Annotated in this window: 16 protein-coding genes; 2 read left to right on the forward strand and 14 right to left on the reverse strand. The window is 46.5% G+C overall.

Features of this window, described 5'->3' with window-relative positions; all coding sequences use genetic code 11:
* On the reverse strand, positions 1-3,118 hold a 3,118-nt coding region (locus IFU39_RS29770; protein WP_192136313.1), incomplete at its 3' end, for a cadherin-like beta sandwich domain-containing protein.
* Between the two features lie 178 nt (positions 3,119-3,296).
* Entirely contained in the window at positions 3,297-4,433 is a 1,137-nt protein-coding gene (locus IFU39_RS29775) for a response regulator (protein WP_192136314.1), read from the reverse strand.
* 175 nt (positions 4,434-4,608) lie between these two features.
* Here IFU39_RS29775 and IFU39_RS29780 point away from each other — a divergent pair, with 175 nt between their 5' ends.
* Positions 4,609-7,698, forward strand: a complete 3,090-nt coding sequence (locus IFU39_RS29780; protein ID WP_192136315.1) for a hybrid sensor histidine kinase/response regulator — start codon at positions 4,609-4,611, stop codon at positions 7,696-7,698.
* Between the two features lie 235 nt (positions 7,699-7,933).
* On the opposite strand, the gene IFU39_RS29785 is transcribed toward IFU39_RS29780, so the two are convergent.
* The 10 genes from IFU39_RS29785 to IFU39_RS29830 all read right to left on the reverse strand — a co-directional run bounded on the left by IFU39_RS29785 (position 7,934) and on the right by IFU39_RS29830 (position 19,129).
* Positions 7,934-9,439: a malate:quinone oxidoreductase gene (locus IFU39_RS29785; RefSeq protein WP_192136316.1), complete on the reverse strand. Its 1,506-nt coding sequence runs from the start codon at positions 9,437-9,439 to the stop codon at positions 7,934-7,936.
* 409 nt (positions 9,440-9,848) lie between these two features.
* Positions 9,849-10,844: an ABC transporter ATP-binding protein gene (locus tag IFU39_RS29790; RefSeq protein ID WP_192136317.1), complete on the reverse strand. Its 996-nt coding sequence runs from the start codon at positions 10,842-10,844 to the stop codon at positions 9,849-9,851.
* Positions 10,841-11,641: an ATP-binding cassette domain-containing protein gene (locus IFU39_RS29795; protein WP_192136318.1), complete on the reverse strand. Its 801-nt coding sequence runs from the start codon at positions 11,639-11,641 to the stop codon at positions 10,841-10,843. The genes IFU39_RS29790 and IFU39_RS29795 overlap by 4 nt, the downstream gene beginning before the upstream one ends.
* The gene (nikC, locus tag IFU39_RS29800; RefSeq protein ID WP_192136319.1) at positions 11,638-12,492 is read right to left on the reverse strand and encodes a nickel transporter permease; all 855 of its coding nucleotides are present in this window, start codon (positions 12,490-12,492) and stop codon (positions 11,638-11,640) included. The genes IFU39_RS29795 and nikC overlap by 4 nt, the downstream gene beginning before the upstream one ends.
* Entirely contained in the window at positions 12,489-13,436 is a 948-nt protein-coding gene (gene nikB / locus IFU39_RS29805) for a nickel ABC transporter permease (protein WP_192136320.1), read from the reverse strand. Before nikB ends, nikC begins: the two co-directional genes overlap by 4 nt.
* Positions 13,436-14,986, reverse strand: a complete 1,551-nt coding sequence (nikA, locus tag IFU39_RS29810; RefSeq protein WP_192136321.1) for a nickel ABC transporter substrate-binding protein — start codon at positions 14,984-14,986, stop codon at positions 13,436-13,438. The genes nikB and nikA overlap by 1 nt, the downstream gene beginning before the upstream one ends.
* 499 nt (positions 14,987-15,485) lie before the next feature.
* Entirely contained in the window at positions 15,486-16,637 is a 1,152-nt protein-coding gene (locus IFU39_RS29815) for a WXG100 family type VII secretion target (RefSeq protein WP_192136322.1), read from the reverse strand.
* 266 nt (positions 16,638-16,903) lie between these two features.
* Positions 16,904-17,452 carry a hypothetical protein gene (locus tag IFU39_RS29820; protein ID WP_192136323.1) on the reverse strand — a complete coding sequence of 183 codons (549 nt, stop codon included), beginning with the start codon at positions 17,450-17,452 and terminating at the stop codon, positions 16,904-16,906.
* 31 nt (positions 17,453-17,483) lie between these two features.
* Positions 17,484-18,209, reverse strand: coding sequence for an NPCBM/NEW2 domain-containing protein (locus IFU39_RS29825; protein ID WP_192136324.1), 726 nt, complete (start codon positions 18,207-18,209; stop codon positions 17,484-17,486).
* A 119-nt stretch (positions 18,210-18,328) separates the two neighbouring features.
* A complete protein-coding gene (locus IFU39_RS29830) occupies positions 18,329-19,129 on the reverse strand; it encodes a DNA-binding protein (RefSeq protein WP_192136325.1) in 801 nt (266 codons plus the stop codon).
* A gap of 165 nt (positions 19,130-19,294) precedes the next feature.
* Here IFU39_RS29830 and IFU39_RS29835 point away from each other — a divergent pair, with 165 nt between their 5' ends.
* Entirely contained in the window at positions 19,295-19,642 is a 348-nt protein-coding gene (locus tag IFU39_RS29835; RefSeq protein WP_105600577.1) for a helix-turn-helix domain-containing protein, read from the forward strand.
* A gap of 76 nt (positions 19,643-19,718) precedes the next feature.
* On the opposite strand, the gene IFU39_RS33480 is transcribed toward IFU39_RS29835, so the two are convergent.
* A complete protein-coding gene (locus IFU39_RS33480) occupies positions 19,719-21,413 on the reverse strand; it encodes a diguanylate cyclase (protein WP_192136326.1) in 1,695 nt (564 codons plus the stop codon).
* A gap of 401 nt (positions 21,414-21,814) precedes the next feature.
* Positions 21,815-22,696, reverse strand: coding sequence for an AAC(3) family N-acetyltransferase (locus tag IFU39_RS29845; RefSeq protein WP_192136327.1), 882 nt, complete (start codon positions 22,694-22,696; stop codon positions 21,815-21,817).
* Between the last annotated feature and the right edge of the window lie 104 nt (positions 22,697-22,800).

A 22,800-nucleotide genomic window follows, 5' to 3' on the forward strand; every position in this document is an offset into this window, starting at 1 on the left:
CGTCCGGGTTAATGATCACGCCTGTGGTAATCCGGTTCGGATCGATACCTTCTGGAAGTGCAATATACTTCGGTGCATAGCCGTTCAACTGGCCAGATCTAACTGTCTGTCCATCTTTCGTAAATGTCAGATCCAGATCAACCGGTGTGACAAGTAGCTCGTATCCTTGGGATGCGGCTCTTGTCTCGGCGCTGTCAATCAAAGCATCCGAGGAACGTGCGATATCAACATGGACATCAATATCATTCAACGCTGCATTACCAAGCTGTCTGGACACACCATTCACGTCCATTTTACCGCCAGGTACCGGATAGATTGCCAGCGGATTGCTAATGTTCAATTTGGAACCTTGATCTACTAATTGTTTCAGTGCTTCCAGGGTTAAACCGTCCACCTTCATATCCCCATCATTCGGTGAATGAATGGCGAACTGCTGGCCTGTGCCTTGTGACATGGCAACATTCAGCTTGGCTGGATCAACTTGAACCAACGTTTCTTTGTTGTCAGATGATTTGGATGTAGCAAATGGTTGATGGCTACCATCCCGTGTTGTTTCCAAATTATCCTTCACGGGTGTCGGAGTTGGCGTTGGTACTGGCACAGGTGTAGGTGCTGGTGTACTTCCACTGTTACCTCCTGTATTCCCGCCACCATTGTTGCCTCCACCATTGTTACCATTGTCACTGGATGCTCTAGACACGTTAATTTTATACTCCGTAACATGGCCAAGTGAATCCGTTACTCTAACAACGATCTTATTTCCACCAACTTGGAGCGGTAGATTCTCACTTACAGTACCACTTGAAACCTCGTTCCATTCTCCATCTCCGACAGCTATTTCAATCTTCGCAAGTGGATCAAGTGCCGTTGGCGTGAGCTGGAATTGATATACGCTATTTGGCACAGAGATGGTGTAGATATCTTTAGCCGGATCAAAGGCCGGAGACAAGCCTCCCACGGAAGGGACCAGTGTTTGCAAGGTAGATGTATCCGTACCAATTACTTTGGTAAGTCCCGTTCTTGCTTCTGTCAGATCCTGAAGTGCCTTGTCTACCTGCGCTTGAGTTGCTGTCGGATCATTCAACACTCGCTCTGCTTCATTCATCGCATTATCCAGTGCTGTCCAGCTCGCTGGCGTATACGCTGATTCTTCCAGGTTTTCACCTGTAATTTCAGATACTTTCGCTTGCAAAGCTGATTTATCTACAACGGGTACAGATGTTGTAGGGATTAGGCCCGTTCTTGCATCTGTCAGATCCTGAAGCGCTTTGTCTACCTGCGCTTGGGTCGCTGTCGGATCATTCAACACTCGCTCTGCTTCATTCATCGCATTATCCAGTGCTGTCCAGCTCGCTGGCGTATACTCCTCTTCGTCCAGCTCGCCTGTTTCGATCTTATCTTTAATATCATCGAATTTGGCTTTCAACTTCGCCTTATCAATAGCAACAACATAATTTTTCGAATTCGACTCTTCTGAATCTGAATAGGCTGGATTGTTCGTCTTCGCTGTTACTGTCACTTTGTAGGTGCCAACTTCTAGCGACGGTACTAATTGCGACAGGTTAAGCGCCGTTCCGGTTACTTCCTCCGTCCGCTTCGTGCCGTCTCCCAGTTCAATCGTTACTTCATATTTATCTGCATGTGCAACTGCTTCCCATGTCAACTCATCGTCGGTCAGTGTGACGTCCGGTACCGTCAAAGGAGTAGCAGCAGTTGCAATGGTAAAGTACGAGTTCGGACCAAAACTAGAGGTACTCAGGGTTACTTGGCCGTTCTCAATCAAATGTAATGAGTTTGGATTACCAAATTGAGTATTATCGCTGATCACAACATACCGAGGCAACGCCGGGTTACCTCCCGTTTCGTCTACCTGAAGTGTAATCTGTGATTCAGTCCAGTTTGTTTTCTGTACCTTGTAGATACGCTCCATCCCAAGCAGTTTTTTCTCATCTTTCGTAATTGGTGTTTTGAATTCAGTACTTGCTCCATTGTCACCAAACGTAAAGAAAGAAGAATCCTTTGAGAATTCATTTTTATTTGCAGAATTGGTATCCTCAACACTGTTGCCCAATGCAATCGTCAACGTAGATCCCTGTTCCTGCGCCTTGGCTTGTTTCTGCATCAATCCACTCTGATCATCTCGACCGATGCTTGTAACGCGGTGGGTATAGACTGCGTTGGCAACTGAGTCCCAGATCGTATCATTATTTGAAATAATATATGAATTGGCTACTGTCTGATCAAGCGTATAGCCGTATTTGATCGCCAAATATGTGCTGACTTTTTGGCGTTCTGCGTCCGTCAGAGCATGGTCAAATACGATGATTTCTTCAATCGTACCCTCCCAATGCCCACTATTGGCCGCAGTTGCCGGAATTAGCTTACCAACTACGGCTCCGTCCGAGTTACCAGTATTCCATGCCTTAGCATTATCTTTTCCCCAACCACCCAGTTCCTGTACCTGCTTCATTTTACTGTACAATCTAGCTTTATTCGTTCCAGGGTCCCCACCTGTCCAAGTAACAAATAGCTCGGTCGGGAACGTCGTTCCCATAAACTTGTCGGGAGTGTATAAAGTCTGATTACTGTCACTGTTAAATGTCGTCAAGCCGCCCCTTGCGTCAACTTGAAGCATCCCCATACCCGTATAACCACCCGTTTGTACTCCCCATGAAATAATATAATTGAGGCCTCCAGTTTTATTGGTTCTACTAACGGTAATGATCGATCTGGGGCTCTTCCCTTGAGGAAGCTTACTTACATCCAGATTCATAAAACTACTCGTGCCGTTATATTCCAATACCGGATTGAAATTGATATTATGATTTTTATCATCCCAATAGGTCGGTTGGTTAGCTTCCGTACTTTGGGTTGCATTGTTTATTTTACTGCCTTGATCTTCCCAAGTACTCACCTTTTGGCCACTGGCAACTCCCATCCCCAGATCTGATCGTAGCCACAGTGCAGAGGCACCAATTCCACCTGGACCAACAGGAGTCTCGTTAGTCGCCTCCGCTTGAACAAAACTCATGGGCAACGTTCCAATCACCAGAATAAAGGAAAGAACCAGCATGGACATTCTTTGCCATGGTTTCTTCCGGATTTCTGCTGTGTACATAATTTCCTCCTACTTAATATGTTATTTTTGGACTGCTTACTGACTCAAAACATCATATCTACCCTCATCTTGCTTATTCTACACATGGCCTCTTACCAAACTCTTACCAAACCTTTCACTAGCAAATACGACAAAAAAAACAACCTCGCAAACGAAGCTGCAAGGCTGTGTATTTCAATCAAATATTCGAATTTTTCCATTGTTGGTACCATAACTCAACTTCCAGGCCAGGACGTATACCTGCCTCTTGTTCTAACGTAGTGACCAACTGATTATATTGAGCGATCACAGGATCTTTATTACCTAATCGATCATAGGTCTTCATTAAGGCCAATCCGACTTCCTCCAATGATGGCTCGAATTGCTGTACCCGGTGATATAGCGTGAGTGCTTCCGTATTCTGTCCCAGCTCGATGTAATATTGTGCGAGTTGCATGGCGTGGTTACGCCAGAGTGCATGCAATCGCTGGCGCTCCAACTCAGCCCAGACATAATCGTCCTCTCCATAATATTTGCCTTCATATTGATCTGAGGTCTGCCGATGTTCAGCTATTGTAGACGAAGATAATAGAGGCAATCGGTTAAGACGGCTCTCCCATTCTTCCACGTCAATCCTGAATTCACCCGTCTCCAATAGATAACCAAACTGTTGATAACGAATGACCATCTTGTCCTCACCCATGAACTCGTTCATCATGCTGCGTAAGCGATGGATGCCACTGTGCAGATTGGATATACCTCTCCGCTCATCCAACTCTGGCCACAACAGTTCAAGTAGCTTATCCCGCTTAATCGGTTTGTTCCGATGGTGGAGCAAATAGGCAAATAACTCTCTAATCTTGGTTGTTCTGAACTTCATATGTTTTGGCGTCTCATTTGGGTGCACTTGGACTTGGAGCATCCCCAGACACCGGATCAACATGGATGGCCCTTCTGCTATATTCAGACTTGCTGACACCGTTCGGCGTTGATACATCTTCATCGTTTTTTCCAAACGGTCACGCGTTACAGGCTTCATAATATAGTCCAGCACTTCAAGCCCATAGGCCGTCAGTGCATGTTCGTTATATGCGGTTGTGAAAATAACTTCTGTTCCAGGAGAAACCTCATGGATACGTTCGGTTGCCTCGATCCCGTTCATCCCCGGCATTTGAACGTCCATGAAGACGATTTCCGGCAGATGAAGTTTGATCTGATCTATGGCTTCCTGTGCCGTCAGAAAAGAGCCGATAACTTCGCAATCCTCTCTCTCTAGCAACAGTTTGTTCAACCTGCTCAGAGCGAGATATTCATCATCTACCAAAATCACTCTCATATGCACAACTCCTCTGGCTCACTGATCACCCTTTAATCTATAATTTTACCATAAATCCTGACGTGGGACCGCTATCATTTATATAGAATCTATGTTCCGGTATTCAAAAAAATGTTCATCTTTGGAAGAGGACATGCAGGAATTTGAAATAAACTGTCGAAAACTAAAGTCTGCCATGAAACCTATAACCTATAAAAAGATACCCCGATATGTATTGCTGTCGATTCTATTCCTGACTATTTTGCTTGGCTTTCGCTGGATATGGTCCGAGACTTTCACTATACCCGCACATCCTGAACCCATTGAAGGCTTGTTAGACCTTCGAGGCTGGGACCTCGCCAACACTTCACCCATATCCCTGGATGGAGAATGGGAGTTTTATCCTCAGGCGTTAATCTCTACTCGTGACGCAAAAATTACGGATAACCCATCCTCATGGATTCAAGTTCCTGGTGACTGGCGTAATGCATTACCACAATCCTCATCATCGTTCGGATATGGGACGTACCGTCTTCGCATACTTTTAGATCCATCTGTGGAGGAAGTCTCTCTCTGGGCTCAGAAAATCCAGACATCATCGATCATCGAGATGAACGGGACCATTGTTGCCGAATTCGGCCAACCTGCCACTCATGCCGAAGCCTATCGACCAGAACGGACTGCATTTACAACTTCCTATGTGCTTGATGGTTCTACCGAACTCAATCTTTTGGTGCAGACAGCCAATTTTGACGATCCTTATAGCGGAGGGATCACACGCTCTCTCTATTTTGGTTCTCCAGAAGCCATTGGAAGTGAACGAGGACTATCCATTGACTTGCAAAAGATTACATTCGCCATACTGATTTTGCACAGCCTATACGCTTTTGTCATGTTTCTGTTTATCCGAAAGGAACGAGCTCTGCTGACGTTCTCGATGCTAACACTGGTAGCTGCCCTAACGGTCGCCTCCGACCATGACAATCTGTTATTGAGTTGGATTCCACTCAACTTCACTTGGATCGTTAAGGCCAAAGCGTTGTCCTATCCGTTGTTCGCATTCTTTCTTTTACAGATGGCTAAGAGCTTCTCCCATAATCTACAATGGCGTAAACTGTTCCGTATGTATGCCAGCGTGCTTGGCGTTTACTGTTTATTTTTGCTCGTCGCACCAGTGACCCTAATCTATCATGTACTTGAGATTGGGCTTTCTGATTTCCTCTATCTGTTTGCTATCGGCTGGTCTGTGTACCTGTTCTTCCGAATGGCAGCAGAGAAACGAAGCGATGCAAGCTTTTTGCTCTTTGCGGCTACGAGCAGCCTATCAAGCGTGTTATGGGGAATTGTGAACTCACATAGCGAAATTACCAACGTGTATTATCCGATCGATGTGATTGCGGCCATGTTTGGCTTCTCCGCCTATTGGTTCAGAAAATACTTCCGCAATTCAAGTGAGATCGAGAAGTTGTACGAACAACTCAAAGAGGAGGATCGCCAGAAGGATCAGTTTCTTGTGAATACGGCTCATGAATTGCGTACACCGCTGCACGGGATCATCAATATCGCCGAGAGCATCGCGGTCCGTGAGCGTCGTAAATCAGGTGGGCAACAGGCAGAAGACATGAAGCTGTTAGTTACCATCGGCCGACGCATGTCCCAACTGGTTGATGACCTCCTTGATGTCATTCGTTTGAAGGAAAAACGTATTACGCTTCAGAAGAAACCTTTATCTCTTGCCTCTGTCATTCCAGGCGTGATCGGTATGTTCCGATTCATGGCAGAGGGCAAGCCCATCCATATGCAGGTGGATATTCCAGACTCACTGCCGTTGATTCAGGCCGATGAGAGAAGACTTGTTCAGGTGCTCTACAACCTGTTGCATAATGCGCTCAAATTTACCGATGAGGGTACAATTACCGTGTCCGTTCGGGAACATGGAGAGTACGTCTTGATTCAAGTTTCAGATACAGGTGTTGGTATGAGTGAGGAGATACAACAGCGAATATTCGAGGCGTATGAACAAGGGACTCCAGAGGCCCGTTTAAGCGGAGGAATCGGCCTCGGTCTCAATATCAGTAGGCAGCTTACCGAACTCCATGGCGGCCAACTCACCGTGCAATCCGTACCTGGGCAAGGATCGACCTTCCAGATCTCGCTTCCACGGGAAGACACTGCATCGCTATCGGACCAGACTGAGCAGCATTGGGACGCTCACAGCTTCGATGAAATTGCGATTGCAGAGCCGCAACAGCAGACCGTCTCTCAAGATAAGACTGCCGCAAGAATTCTTGCCGTCGATGATGATCCTGTTAACCTGCGAGTACTGATCTCCATGCTTGCGAATGAACCTTACCATATTCAACCTGCAGCCTCGGCGCTTGAGGCACTTGAATTGTTGGATAAGGAGCCTTGGGACTTACTGATTGCCGATGTCATGATGCCCCATATATCCGGTTATGAATTGACCGAGAACGTACGCAAGCGTTATTCGGTATCCGAGCTTCCCATCCTGTTGCTGACGGCCCGTAACGAACCAGCGGATGTATACGCCGGATTCATGGCCGGTGCTACGGACTATGTCACCAAGCCCGTGGATGCCGTTGAATTAAGGCATCGCATCGGGTCTCTAATTGTACTGAAACAATCCATTGATGAGCGACTGCGCATGGAGGCTGCTTACTTACAAGCACAGATTCAGCCCCATTTTCTTTTTAATACGCTCAATTCAATCATGGTTCTTAGTGAGATGGACACGGAGCGAATGCAGAAACTGGGCGATGCTTTTATCGAGTACCTTCAGACCAGCTTTCATTTTGTTAATTCGGAGAAAATGGTTGAGGTCACTCATGAGTTGGATCTCTCCCGCGCCTATCTCTACATTGAGAAAGAACGATTCATGCATCGGTTGAACGTCATCTGGGATATTCCCGATGATCTCGATCTATCCCTGCCGCCACTCACCATTCAACCGCTCATTGAGAATGCTGTTCGACATGGTATTCTCAGCAAAGTTGAGGGTGGAACCGTGCATATCCGAATTATCAACCAAACAGCGTCCACCTTGATTGAGATCGAGGATGACGGTGTGGGGATGCAGCCCGAGCAGATCGAACGGGCACTGGCGTGGCCCAAGAAAGGTCTCGGCGGAACCGGAGGCATTGGATTAACCAATACACATCGCCGGTTGACCCAGATGTACGGACAAGGTTTGACCATCGTCAGCTCGCCGGGCCAAGGTACGAAAGTTTCCTTTGTCATCCCTTTGGACCGCAGCATAAAAGCCTGAGCGATAAGATCGTTCTATGACTCTATAACGGCATACTGTACGATCGGTATCTGAATTCTTTGTGTAAAAGTTCTAAGGGGAACGCGATGATAGCGGACATGTTCAAGTTCAATTCCAAGCTCAAGTTCAGGTTCTGACATACCAAATAAACCAAAAGAGAGCTAAGCCGGGACGAAACCCGTGCTTAGCTCTCTTTTCTATGGCTTCATTATGATCTAACACGATAAGCTAAACGTTATCCGTGAAGGACTTGTTTTTCATCCGATAATCCCAGCGCCTTGGCTGTTGAAGAATGAACCTCTTTGAGGAGATCCAGATTCTCCACAAGGGATATGCCGTAGGAAGGAATCATTTCCTTGATCTTTGGCTCCCATGCCTGCATATGCTGCGGGAAGCAACGCTGAAGAATCTCAAGCATGACCTGAACCGCGGTGGATGCACCCGGTGATGCACCTAACAAAGCCGCAATTGTTCCATCTGCAGACGTGACCACTTCTGTACCGAATTGGAGCGTCCCCTTGCCACCTTGAACGGTATCCTTGATCACCTGCACACGCTGACCTGCCAGAACCATATCCCAATCCTCGCTCTTCGCACCCGGAACAAAATCACGCAATTCTGCCATACGTTGTTCTTTGGATAACATCAGTTGTTGGATCAGATATTTGGTCAAAGAAATTTCTTTGACACCTGCTGCAAGCATCGTAAGCAGATTATGCATCTTAACCGACGTGATTAAGTCAGCATTGGAACCCGTCTTCAAGAACTTCGGCGAGAACCCGGCAAACGGTCCGAATAACAGCGACTTCTTATTGTCGATAAACCGGGTATCCAGATGTGGAACGGACATAGGCGGAGCCCCTACCGAAGCCTTACCATATACCTTGGCATGATGCTGTTCCACGACTTTTTGATTTTTGCACACCATAAAGATGCCACTGACCGGGAATCCGCCGATATGTTTACCTTCCGGAATGCCCGTCTTCTGGAGCAAATGCAGACTTCCGCCGCCCGCACCAATGAAGACGAATTTCGCCTTATGGCGTTCGACTGCACCGCTCTTCAGGTTTTTCACGGACAGTTCCCATTGTCCATCGCTGGTGCGTTTCATATTCTTCACGCTATGTTGGTAGTGGATGCCCACGTGTTGTTCCTTCAAATGTTTGATTAGCATACGCGTTAAAGCACCAAAGTTAACGTCCGTACCGGAGTCAATTTTGGTTGCTGCAACAGGCTCATTACTTGTACGATCTTTCATCATTAGCGGCATCCATTTCGCCAGTTCTTTCTTGTTATCCGAGAATTCCATGCCTGCGAACAACGGGTGATTCGACAAGGAGTCATAACGTCTTTTCAAAAACTGGACATTGCTCTCTCCATGTACATAACTCAAATGAGGAATCGGCATAATGAAGTCCCGCGGATTACGAATCAGACGGCTATTGACGAGATAGGACCAAAATTGCTTTGAGATCTGAAATTGTTCATTCACTTTAATCGCTTTGCTAATATCTACGGTTCCGTCTGGTCGTTCAACGGTATAGTTAAGTTCGCACAATGCAGCATGCCCGGTTCCGGCATTATTCCATTCATTGGAGCTTTCCTCTCCTGCAGTGGCTAGCTTTTCGAAAACCTTAATATTCCAGTCTGGTGCCAATTCTTTTAGCAAAGTTCCCAAAGTTGCACTCATAATTCCGGCACCAATCAAGATAACATCTGTACTCGTTTGTCCCTGGCTCATGTCTACCGTCCTTATATCCTATATTTGCCAAAAGGATGTAAGCGTTATCGATTTGGCATTTGCAGCAAGCCCATTCTTGAACGGGGTCGCACCTTCTCTGAATGATTATAACCTTGATCTAGTGTATCAATAATATAGAGCAATTTAAATATGCAATTTCAAGATATTTGCTATTCCATCAGTATACGCTAGTTTACATCGGAACGTTAGCCCGGTTATAGGCCTGAAAGATTTATTTGTTCAAAACAAAGAAAGGAGCCCGGCTTTAGGGGGACTTGGCACATGAAAGGTTGTATAGCCTTATTTAGTCGTGAAAATGGATGCACGAAGAGCCACTCTCGAATGTTTCGCTAAGCGGCTCTTTATTGTTTTAAATGACTATCACAGCCAACGGCGTTTCGGGGAGTACTCAGAAAATTGAAATCAGTTCCTTCGTGTACGGATGGCGTTCTTCAGCGAACAACGCATCTGCGCCAAAGCGGTCAACGATCTGACCTTCTCGCATAACGATGATGCGCTGGCTCATGCGATGTACTGCAGCCAGATCATGCGAGATGAACACGTATGAAAGACCAAGTGATTTGCGGAGATCCGTAAGCAATTGCAAAACTGCACCTTGCGAGATCACGTCCAGGCTGGCCGTCGGTTCATCCAGAACAACAACGTCCGGCTCAATGCCAATAGCACGTGCGATCGTGACGCGCTGACGCTGTCCACCACTTAGTTCATGGGGGTATCGTCCAGCCAAATCGCTTGGAAGCTCGACCGCTTCAAGCAGCTTTTGGACGTAAGCATCCTTCGATGTGTAAGTAAAGTGGGACAGTTCGGCGTTCCGTCCAAGTTGTTCGTACGGATCGATTAGCGAGTCGGCAATCTTGAGCTTGGGATTCAGTGCTGCCATTGGATTCTGGAAAACAATCTGTATCTTCCGGCGATGAGGTCGCAACTGTCGGCCGCTCAGCCGTGCGATATCCTGTCCGCCCAGTGTAATCGAGCCCTTATCCGCATCTTCGATCCGTAGCAGACAGCGGGCTAGCGTACTCTTGCCACAGCCGCTCTCGCCAACCAGGCCTAGACACTCACCGCGGTTCAGGGCAAAGGATATATCATTCACAGCCGGTCGGTCTGCACCTGCATACGTTCGACCGAGATGTTCCACGTGAAGCACGGGATGACTAAGGATGCTGGGCGAGGAAGCAGTCTTTGCAACGGCGGTATCTATAACGGTATCTGTATGTGGATGATCTGTATCTGTAGCAGTTATGACTGCCTGATCTGTATCCACAGTATCTATGACCACATTGTCTGTATTTGCATGTTTTGCGCCTGTAGCAAGGTCATGGCTTCGATCAACCGATTCTTCGGACTTCACAAGTTCATCGCGTTCTTCTTCTGTGTTCTTCATTCCGTTCCCACCTCCTTCAATCCCGACTTCAGCGAGCGACTCAGAACGGGAGCCGCCTCGATCAGTTGGCGTGTGTATTCATGCTGGGGATGATCGAGAATACGATGCTTGCCGCCCGATTCGACGATCTGCCCTTCCTTCATCACAGCCAAGCGGCTGGCATAGCGACGTACATGACGCCAGTCGTGTGTAATAAACAGAATCGCACAGCCCGTCTCCGCTTGTTTGCGTGCCAGCAATTCCAACACGCGATGCCCAGACACACTGTCCAGTGCCGTTGTTGCTTCGTCAGCAATCAGCAGACGAGGGGAGAGCATCAGCGATGTGGCAATAGATGCCCGCTGAAGCTGTCCACCGCTCAACTGGAACGGATAGCGACGCAGCAATTCAGCGCCAAGGCCAACCGATTCCAATGCTTCCTCCGCCCGTTTCTTACGGATGGCAGAAGACTTCTCCCCATGAACCTTCTGGTATTCATCAAAGTGTCCACCAATGCTACGAAATGGCGTAAATGCTCCCTGATAGTCTTGGAAAATATATGAGATGCGGCTTCCCCGCAGGGCGCGCATCTCCTTTGGATTCCGTTCCAGCAGGTTGCTGCCTTCGAACATCACTCGTCCTGACGCATGCAAGTTGGGCGGCAGCAGACGCCCGATTGCTTGCGAGAGCAAGCTTTTGCCGCTACCGCTCTGTCCAACGAGTGCCATGAATTCACCTTCGCGAACAGCTAGAGAGACTTGATCTACAATCGTACGATCCCGGCTGGAGATGCTCAGTTCCTCAATGGAGAGAATCACGGCTGCACCTCCTTCTTCACATCAAAGCGGTCTCGCAGATAGTCGCCCAGCATGTTGGCAAGCAGGACTACCGAGACAATAGCGAGACCCGGGTAGATCATCAGCTCCGGCCGAGACTGGAAGTAAGGCCGCGAGTCGTTCAGCATCGCACCCCATTCAGGTGTTGGCGGCTGTGCGCCTAGGCCGATGTAGGATAATGATGAGATGAGCAGGATGATTTTGCCCAGATCGAGACTGGCTAGCACGAGCACATGGCCTGCGATATGTGGAAGCAGATGTTTTCTCATGATGCGACCGTCGGATAGTCCGTTGGTCCGGGCGATGCGAATGTAATCCTTTTGGGACTCCGATAAAACCGTACTTCGAACGAGACGCGCATAACTAACCCACTTCACGATCACGATCGCCAACACCAGATTGCCGATTCCCGCCCCCAGCAGGCCACTTAGTACAATTGCGACAATGGTATCGGGAAAAGCAAGAAAGGCATCCGCGATCCGCATGAACAGTTTATCAACCCAGCCACGTTTGTAACCCGCGATCAAACCAAATGGAATACCGATCAGCAGTGCAGCACCGAGTGCCAGTAAGCTATAACCTAGCGTTTGGCCGCCGCCAAGCAGCAGACGTGTCATTACATCGCGTCCCAGATGGTCGGTACCGAACGGATGGAGAGCACTCGCACCCTGCAATCGTCCACGCAGATCGGTTAAGGTGTGGTCATGTTTTAAGTATAAAAAGGCATATACGGAGGCCGCGATGACCAGCAGTGCAAACAGCAGACCAACGATCGCCTGCCAGCTATGTTTTTTAGATTTTGCAGTTGGAATGGGCAGGGGTATGGTTTTCATCGGTGGGCCTCCTTTTCCTTGAGTTTCATTTCAGGATTCAAATAACGATAAGATAGGTCAACCGCCGTATTCACGAGGAATACTACGATGGCCATGATCAGGATGTAACCCTGAATCAGTGGATAATCACGCTGGCGGATGGCGTCAACGACGAGCTTGCCGATCCCCGGATAAGCGAACAACACTTCAATCACGACAACTCCACCAATCAGGCTGCCAAGACTGACGCCAAATACCGTAATCACAGGAGGCAGACTGTGCCGAAACGCGTGAAGCATGAAGATCCGGCCTTCGGATAACCCTCTTGCCCGGGCGGACCGAACGAACTCCTGACTAAGAGAATCTAGTAGGCTGGAACGCAAAAGACGCACATAAACGCTGGAGATGGCAAGTCCCAGCGTCAGAGATGGCAGAATAAGCGAGGTGAATCCATCCCGCCCCATAGTCGGCAGATTGCCAAAGCGTACGCCGAACATGTCGATCAGGATCAGACCCAGCCAGAAGCTTGGCACCGCCGCACCCACAATGGACAACATCCGGCTGCCCCGGTCAATCCAACTGCCGCGATGGAGCGCTGACAGCGAGCCGAGCGGGATCGCTATCACGAGCATAACCAGCAGAGCGCCTATCGTCAGCTCGGCCGTGGCTGGCAGTGCACGCATCAGGGTCTGCATGACGGGCTGACCTGTCGAATACGATACACCGAAGTCGAGTCGAACGAAATCGAGCAACCATTTGCCAAATTGGACAGGAAGCGAATCGTTGAAGCCCATCTCCTCGCGTACAGCTTCGACCTGCTCCTGACTAACAGACAGTTCGTCCACGTTCAGGATCGTCAGTACCGGGTCACCGGGAGCCAGACGAATGAACAGGAAACTCACAAACATAATGAACAACAGAAAGATAAATACCTCAAGGAACTTCCGAAGCAAAATGCGAAACATTACATCACATCCAGCTTATTGGTAATCATGTAATATTCACTGCGAGTGGTAACCCAATTTTTGATCTTCTTGCCGTTATAGGCAACGATTGTACCTGGATGCAGCACAAATGAGTTCAGCACGTTGTCATGCACGTAGTTGGCTGCCTTTTCGGCAAGCACTGCGCGCTTCTCCGGTTCAACTGTGAGATTCAGTTCGTCGATGATCTTGGTCAGTTCTGGATCTTCCGATCCACTGAAGTTAAGCGCACCCTTCGGATGGTACGTTGCATTCAGGTAATAGCCTGCATCCCCACGAGGAGCCGTCAAATTACTGTACGTCGCAATATCCCAGTCGCGGTTGGATGCCATATAGTCTTCCGGCGTGTCAATCTGGCGAATCTGGACGTCGATCCCGATCTTCTTCGCATCAGATTGGAACACTTGAGCGATCAGCGGCAGATCGGCACGGGCTGAATATGTCAGCAGCGTCAGCTGCAATGGTTTGCCATCCTTGGTCATCACGCCGTTTTGCTGCGTGTACCCAGCTTCATTGAGATATTTTACAGCGACATCAGCTCCGGATTCCGTTGTTGTATCCGTATAGGTTGGTGCAAATGGCAACGATGGCAGGAACGGGCCGATGGCTCCTTCACCGTAACCAAGCAGGATTGTGTCCACGATACCCTGACGGTCAATCAGCGCGTCCAGTGCACGACGAACATTGAAGTCCTTCATACTCTCCCGCTGCATGTTCATGGTCAGCTGATGCACGCGGAACGTCGATGTAGACTCCACCTTCATGCCGTCTATCGCTTTGAGCGATTCGAGACTCTCGACCTCCGGACGGTATACGATATCTACCTGCCCAGATTTGAGCGCTAGTGTGCGAGCGTTGGCATCTTCATTGAATGAGAACGTGATGGAATCCAGAGGCGATGCTCCGTCCCAATATTCATCATAGCGATCCAGATCCAGCTTGCTGCCTGGGGTAAAAGAGGTCAGCTTGAACGGGCCCGTGCCAATGGGCTTGTTCACAACGTCCGGCTCACTCACGTCGATAATCGCCGTGTTGGGATTCACCAGTTCCGAAGCGAACTCCGGGAACGGCTGAGTTGTGGTGATCTCCAGCTTATCGCCCTCGGCTTCAATCGTATCGATCTTCAGCGCGTTCTGGATCGCTACATTCTCTTCCAGCGCCCGCTCAAGCGATGCCTTAACGGATTCACCCGTCATCGGCTTGCCGTTCTGGAAGGTCACATCATCTCGCAGATCGATCGTCCAGTGCTGTCCGTCCTCGCTCTCCCAGCTCTCGGCGAGCCATGGAGCAACCGTCAGGTTCTCTTCATCGAGACGCACCAAAGTCTCCGTAATGCCCGCGCGCAGCGGCACATAGCTGGAATCCACATGCGGATCTAGCGAACTGGTCGAGAAGTTATATAGGAAGTGAACATTTTTATTATCCGTGGATGACTGCGCAGCGGGACTGGACTCAGATGATCCGCAGGCGCTCAACAGTCCAGCGCTCAAGGCCAAGGAGACCAGCGCTAACAGTGGCGTCTTTTTATTCAAGGTAATGCCCCTCTCTCTTAATCGTAATCATTATGATCTAAACAATGAGTATTATCATATCGTAATGATTACGTTTTGACAAGAGTTATGTTGGTGTTGGAACGAGAAAAAATCCGACTCTCGGATGAGAGCGGATTCTTCATGTTTTTTGTTACATATGAGGGCTTATCTTGTTAACGATTTGCTTTCTAGCTCAATATTGTTTAGAAAGGCTCTACTGCAGTATACTTCGGCACTCTTCTTTTATATTCATCTACCTCTTCAAATGAAATCATACTTAAGCGTTCAGGTACTTTCGTTCGAGAAATGTGGACTCCTTGAAGACAAGAATTACACCATATATCTAAAAAACCTACTCTTGAACGTGTATCTCCCACATACTGATAATTAACTTTAGTCTCTTGGCAGTTAGGACATTTAATAGTAGATATATTTGGGTGGCTCTCAATGATCTCTGTGTTTACCTTGATCCAATCTTTAAATTTAGAGTTCGTCATAGTTATCTTTCCCTTCGCTGATAATACTCCCACCAAGAGCTCTCTGAGCCATAGGCTCCTTTCTCATACTCAAGCAATGTTTCGGGATCTTGAGGCTTACCAAAGACCTTAGTCTGATATATGTGAATCCTCTCATGCCCTAGGGTCTTAACTAGATTCTCTTTACTGCTAAATGCATCCGGATAGAGAACTATCCTGTTACCTTTCGGATCAGCCCATCCATATAAATCCTTCCCTACTAGTTCAGCATCCCGGACTATTTCTATCTTTACCCCTTTGAGTCCTATTCCTGCATCCCCCGCTACCTTATCAACATGTCTTAATTGCATAGGCTCAGATAATTCCTTAAAGGCTCCCGTATTTGAAGTTCTACGATATAAGTCATTGCCACTCTTACTGCTTATATCTGCCTTTTGTTCAGCCTTTTTTATATTATTCTGAATCTTAGATGTCAAACCAGATGACGACGTTTTAAATAATCCTGAACGTCCCGGCATACTCCCGCGAACCATCTGAATGGCCATGAATATCTGACTAAACTTCAGAGAGGTCACCATCATCTGAGCATACTTATCAGATACAGGCTCTCCTGTCGTAGGATGAATCCCCATCTCAAACGCCTTGATCTGTAACGCAAAAATATCTTCCCCAGGCGGTTCAACGTTCACAGCTTGCATACGATTCAAGTCCAGATGTCCCTGATCCCTCTCATAAGCCTGAAGGGCAGCCTGATCCGTAACACCTTTCTCATTCACAGGCATCATTTTACCAAGCATCGCGTTATACGCCATCCTATAGCCCTTATCACCCGAACTTGAATCACCTGTTGATTTGGTCATCATAGCTGCGGCACCGACTGCTCCAAACGCACCACCCAGACTTCCCTTCTGAGCATCTGCATCTTGGAAACGCGTGGCGATATCCTTCAATTCCTTGGATGTATTCACCATACTCTCTAGCGCTTTATCCAGTATAGGTCGTGACTGCTCGAACTCATAGTAAAATCGCTCCTGCGTCGCACCCATCCACATCATCTGAACGAACATGATCTGTCTCGTCAGATCACTTCGTATACTCTCCAACTGTTGTCTGGCTTGATCCACCTGATTTGATACGTGATGTAGTTGTTCAGGGGTAACTTTGATTGTACTCATACGTTTCTCCGCTCATTTGAAATAGGATTATCCTATGTTAGCAGAAGTGTAATATGTAAACTATCCGGCTAACATCCTGATTTCACCATGGTAAAAACACAAGCTGTGCTCCTAATCGGTGCTATGGTCCTATATGCATATACCCACTTCATATCTAAGATACTTAAAAGACGTGTAACCATTAAATTACCACTGGCCTTACTATCTAAACTTTTGAACCTTTATATTAATAGCCTCTGCATTTATGGGCAGAGGCTGGTTTCGTTCTATAAATATGAATATCCAAAGTCATGACTATAATCGGTCGTATCATTTCCTGTAATTGTAATCTCTTCTGCTACACTTTTAAATGCCTCGAGCATTCCTGTTGATAAGTTATTCCAATCTTTAAAATAAGGTTTTAGTAACTTTGTAGCAGCTTTATCATCATACTTAGTGAGGAAATCTCTAGTTGTATTCAATGAGATTATTAATATTATATAATCACCTTCTGGTATTCCACTGATTTTGTAATCACCTTTGCCATTCACTTTTGTGTAATATATACCAACTGAATTAGCTTTTATCTTTTTGTCAGAAATATCAATCATCTGTTGTGTAGTAATTGAAGCTTTCTTTTGTTTTTTTGGAATTAAGTAAACTACTGCTCCAACATCCGCTTTAGTTCCAATAAACTTATTATATTGATAGGTAACTGCCCCCTCTAATTTACCGACTACTGGTTTTTTAGTAGTCTTTGTGGCTGCATCAACACCTGTTGAAAATAATGTAGTTAACATAAAGACTGTGATTACAAGTAACATAACTTTACGCATGCTAAACCCCCGTTAATTTTATTTGACTTTATTATTTACTCAACTTAGCTTCGCCAAGAACAATATCGATTTGTTCCCCTTTATTCAAAGCTGCTTCAAAGACAATTTGGAGTTTTAGCACACCTGTAACATCAACGTTAATTTTTTCAGGTACGTCCCCGCCCTTCATTTCATCTTTTCTAAATAATTCTTCGCCATCGCCTTTTATCACTAATGATCCTAAATTTTTAGAATTACGTGTGTAATCATCAATTCCGATAAATCCAGTTAGCTTTTTATATCCACCATTTAAGTTATAATCTACAGATACTATTTCATCATCGTTGTAGAACGAATAACTATCTAGTATAGCACCAATCCCATGTAAATATTTTTGATTAGCTATAGTAAATTTCAACCCATCAGGATGCTTCCAATTCTTAAAATATACATTATCTACTCTACCATCAATCCTAGCATAAGAAACTTCATCTAAATACTTAAATGTTCCAGATTTAGTACCGAATGAGGCTGTTTTACTCTTTCCGTCATACGTAAAAGATTCACCCATGGTTTGGGCCGCTGTTTTAGCAGGTACGTACAAATTACCATTATAAACGATTGATTGGGCCGTGCTCTTATGTACTCCGTTGAACATCATCTTAACGTTCTCCATAACTACACTAATCTTAGTATTAGTTCCTGCAAAAGCTGTTGCTCCTGTTAATAATGAACCTATTAATACACCTATAACTAAACCTTTCACTTTGTCTTTCATGTCTTCTCTCCTTTTTGGGTATTATTGAATTTTGATAAGCATTCCAATAATACCCAAAAAGGAAGCTGTTGTATATAGTATTGTTGTTAGATGAGACACTAGCTTTATTTGTTCTTCTATCACTTCCCCTCCAGCATCACCCGATACCGCCCGATCTGCTCCGCTGTCGCCTCTTCCCGCAATGATTCCAACAATGCCATGCACCTTATAAAAAACCGATCCAACCCAAGCTTATCCGCTAACCGAATCGCCTGCAAAATGCACTCCACGGCCACCTGTGGCCTTCCCATCCACTGTTCATACAAAGCCCGCTGATAACAGTAATGGTACATATCATCATTGTTTGAAGAATTCATTTCTGTGCCATCGTCCAGTATCTGATCCTCGAACACATGTAAAAGCCGATCAATCTGCCATCTATGCCGCACTGCTGCTTCCGTAATCACTTTTAGACCCACCAACCATTCCTCCGGATGCTCAAGCAAAAAGTTCACAAACTCCTCCAGCAGCTCCAACTGCCCGGCTTCAATCTCAAGAGCATACCGATTCACCTGTGCCTTATGCTTAAACTCCTGCACCGCCTGCATGCCTACCTCATCCAAATCCTCCATCCAGCCTAGTTCTGCATATTGATCGATACATGCCCGCGCCTGATCTACCTGTCCCATCTTTTGGTGAGCCATACCCCGCATTAAGTGACTGAACCCGTAATAGTAGACCAAGGGCCTCTCGATGTGTATATGTGGTGCAGGCACTCCCTTTGACTGATACTCCTGCCGCTCTTCATGGATAGACTGAACACATTGATATAACATGTCCGCCCTCTCCATCACCTTGTTCCAATTTTCAAAAGCCACAGCCATGTCCAACATTTCAACAATGATGTCCGGTTTGAGTGATTTTAGGATAGATTTGCGCAAAGAGAAGTCCTCCTTAATTATCCATTTTTTTATAATTGTATAGATAAACCAAAAGAAGATCAATATAAATTGTACTTATAAGTACTTTTATTCAAGATAACACTTTGTACATATTAGTCTGTAAGGATGCTATAACCTCTTCTAACCTTAAGTGGAGGTGATCAAATGAGTTTACCAGAGGACGTAGGAAACCGAATACGTGAGTTAAGAAAGGCAAAAGGCTGGACTCAGGAACAACTGGCGGAAGCAGCAGGTCTTCATTACAGCTATATTGGTGGAGTTGAACGAGGTGATCGTAACATTTCTTTGGAAACTCTTGAGAAAATAATGAATGGATTGCAGGTCACTGCTGAAGAAATCTTTAAATTCAAAGAAGACTCTGAGTACAAAAGAGCCTTGGATGAACATATAACTTTAATAAGTGGTAAAAGTACAGATACCATCGTATCATTGACCAAAATTAGCAAAGAAGTTTTAAATGCTATCGAAAAATCACATAAAGATTCCGATTAATTATATCTGCAGCAGTATCATTCGCTAACACCAAAAAGAGTGGAGTAACGCCTCCACTCTTTTTTTATCTCTCTTTTCAAATAACTTCCCGCTCAAACTCCGCAAACTCCACTCTGTTCCGCCCATTCTGCTTCGCCTGATACAAGGCCTTATCCACCGCAGCGAACAGCTGAGTCAAATACCCCTCCGGATTCTCCGGCACATGCTCCACTTCAAAATCCTCAAAGGAAAGAATGCCAATACTAATCGTAATCGACACCTGCATAATCTCGTGATCCACCATAATGCGGTTGGACTCCACAGCGGTTCTCACGCGTTCCGCGATTTGGTTCGCCAAATCATGCTCCGTGTGTGGAAGGTAGATCATGAACTCTTCCCCGCCATAACGCGTCAGGATGTCGGTGCTGCGAATCGATTGTTTGACCGCCTCTGCCGTGCGGACGAGCACTTCATCCCCGATGACATGTCCATAGCGATCATTGATCGCTTTGAAGTAGTCGATATCAAGCAGGAGGAGTGAGAATGGTGTTTTGTATTGAATATTGGTAATGACCTCGTGATTCAAGTGCTGGGTCAGATAACGGCGGTTGTAACAGTTGGTTAAACTGTCTGTCAGTGCGAGTTCCTCCAGTTTGCGATTGGCCTCAGATAACTCCTGACGGATCAAGTCTAGCGCCTGATTGCGCTCCTGAAGCGTCTCGTTCTGGCGATTCATCTCTTTCACATAGAAGCGCTCCTGCGAGACATCCTGGAACGTAAGGATATGACCGATCGGCACAAGAGCCGAATCTACAATCGGAGACGATTGCAAGATATATTGCCGAATCGTATCGTCCCGTTCCACGATCAGTTCAATGTGAGACAGGGTATTCTCCTTTTGCCTGTAATGATTCAGGAACTCCCGATAGCTACCCGCAACATAGACAGATTCCAGGAAAGCTCCCATATCAAAAGAATCCCCCACATGCATTTTCATAAAGGATCGCGAGGCTTTGTTTGCTTCAACAATGACTTCATTCTCATCCAGTACCAGGATGCCATATGGAATCGTATTAATCACGTCCTCATGCGCGATGGAGACCAGATCGAACACATTGTATCTTTTGATCACATAGACAAAGAACAGGTCTGACATAAAGATCCCCAGCGAAGTCATGCCAGGAATGATGGGCAACCAGCGGGCTAGAACAACATTCAGAATCGCATCAATCGTTGCAAACACAGCCAAGACTAGGATACCCCATAGGGTGATTCTCACCTGTTTTTTGATCATGGCAGACGTCTGCGATGAATGCACCGCCTGGAACAGAATAACGAGAGATGCCAAGAAATAGCTCACCAGAATACCCATTACAACCCAGAACCAAGGGCCGTAAGCCCGCTCGATGTAACCGCCCTCCAGTGGAATGACGAACTCGTTCCATGGATTAAAGACCACACCTATAGCCCCAATCACCGCAGGGACAAATAGCAGGAAAGTGCCTTTTGCACTCAAACGCTCTGCATAACCGGAAATGAAGATCGTCAGCAGAAGCCAACCGCTCCCAAGCAGGGATACGGCTACAAAAGATAACGTTACATAGAACAACTGCAGGCCGGAATCATCCGTGAGCGTACTGGCGAATTGACAGAAAGGCCAGAGCATCATCAACCCGTGAAACAAAAAGTACACCTTATGTAAGTTCGTAATTCTAACCGTAGCAAACACATATAAACCTACACCGAACAATAGGACGAATAAAAAGAGATCATACCATACTAATGGGTTCACGAATCTTCTCCTTCTTAGATGCTACAATGACAACGTGATTGCTCATAATTCTATGTGATACCTATATAAAACTTCAATAAACACCTATACAATACCGCTACGACAATCATTGGTTAATTTAACCATATCTTATCACAGCACCATAAGGGTGAGTAGCCCATACACTGGAAGTCCGACCAACCTCTGATCGAAATCCTGATCTATTTTGCGTTTTTATGAAGGAATCTGACTGTTCCACAAAAAAAACCGCCCATATCCAACGGAGCGGCCAGCCAGCAATTGGTTTGATTCAAATAACCCATATCATTCGCGGAGTTTATCTCTCCGGCAGTAGTACTTAACCTTCTGATCAGGAACATCTACTCTTCCCGTACTTTGGCTATGATTTGCTCATGACCAAGTCAACGTTCGCCTTCAACCACCTGCTTCTCAGCGATCAACAGCTCCAATTGTTGCTTATAACGTGTCTCGTTTCTGAGATATGCTTCATGACTCATCCCGACCAGATCAGATTCATATTTAGGGGAATAAAAGGGTTCGTTGTCTGAGAATAAGTCTGGGTTATCCTTCAGCAACTCCGTGATTATCTCTGACGTCTTAGTCGCATCACACACTCTAACAACCGCATCACCGAGCTGTCCTTTACGCATCGCACCTTCGCGAACCAATACCTCGTCTACTTTCCAGAAATGCTCCGACCATGGCAACCCACAATGTCTGCGGGACGGTACTGAAATCTGACTTCCATCCGGTAAAACCGTATATAACATCTCATGCTCGTCCGTCATTCTGCCAGGGATGTCCACCCACTCTTCGACGCCATGGATAAATGTGTTCCGCTTCAAGTCAACGCCCACTAACAAGATTGTCGCTTTCCGATCCAACAGTTTCCCCCATGCGGAACCTCTCGCACACGGTGTATCGAAGAGATGATCGTCCTTCGTAAATGCCTCTGCATCCCTCCCCAGTGCCGCTACCGAGTGTGTAGGATGCCACGAACGAACCACTCCCGGACGTTTACGGAAAAGCTCAGGCAGAATCCCTACGCAGCATACAGAATTTTCCACGTGGAACATTGGGTTATCCGCATTGATGGTAGACCACGTATGAGTGGGAAGCACCAACAATCCGTCTTTCATATAATCGCTGCAGGCATCCAGCACCGTATTTGCTCCACCTTCAACCTCGCCCAAACTCTTCATTGAAGAGTGCATAAGCAACGTACCTTGGCGATCCAAACCGAGCTGCTCCAGTTGCTGCATCAAGCTTTCTTTTGTGTACATATCCTTTCCTTACCTCCTACATTTCTTATCTCTTTTCGATGGAAAAGCAAATTCTTGCTCAGCTTCACATCATGCTTCTCAGCATAACAAACAAAGGGCCGAGG

This window comes from Paenibacillus sp. CFBP 13594, assembly GCF_014842675.1.
GTDB classification, from domain to species: Bacteria; Bacillota; Bacilli; order Paenibacillales; family Paenibacillaceae; genus Paenibacillus; species Paenibacillus amylolyticus_B.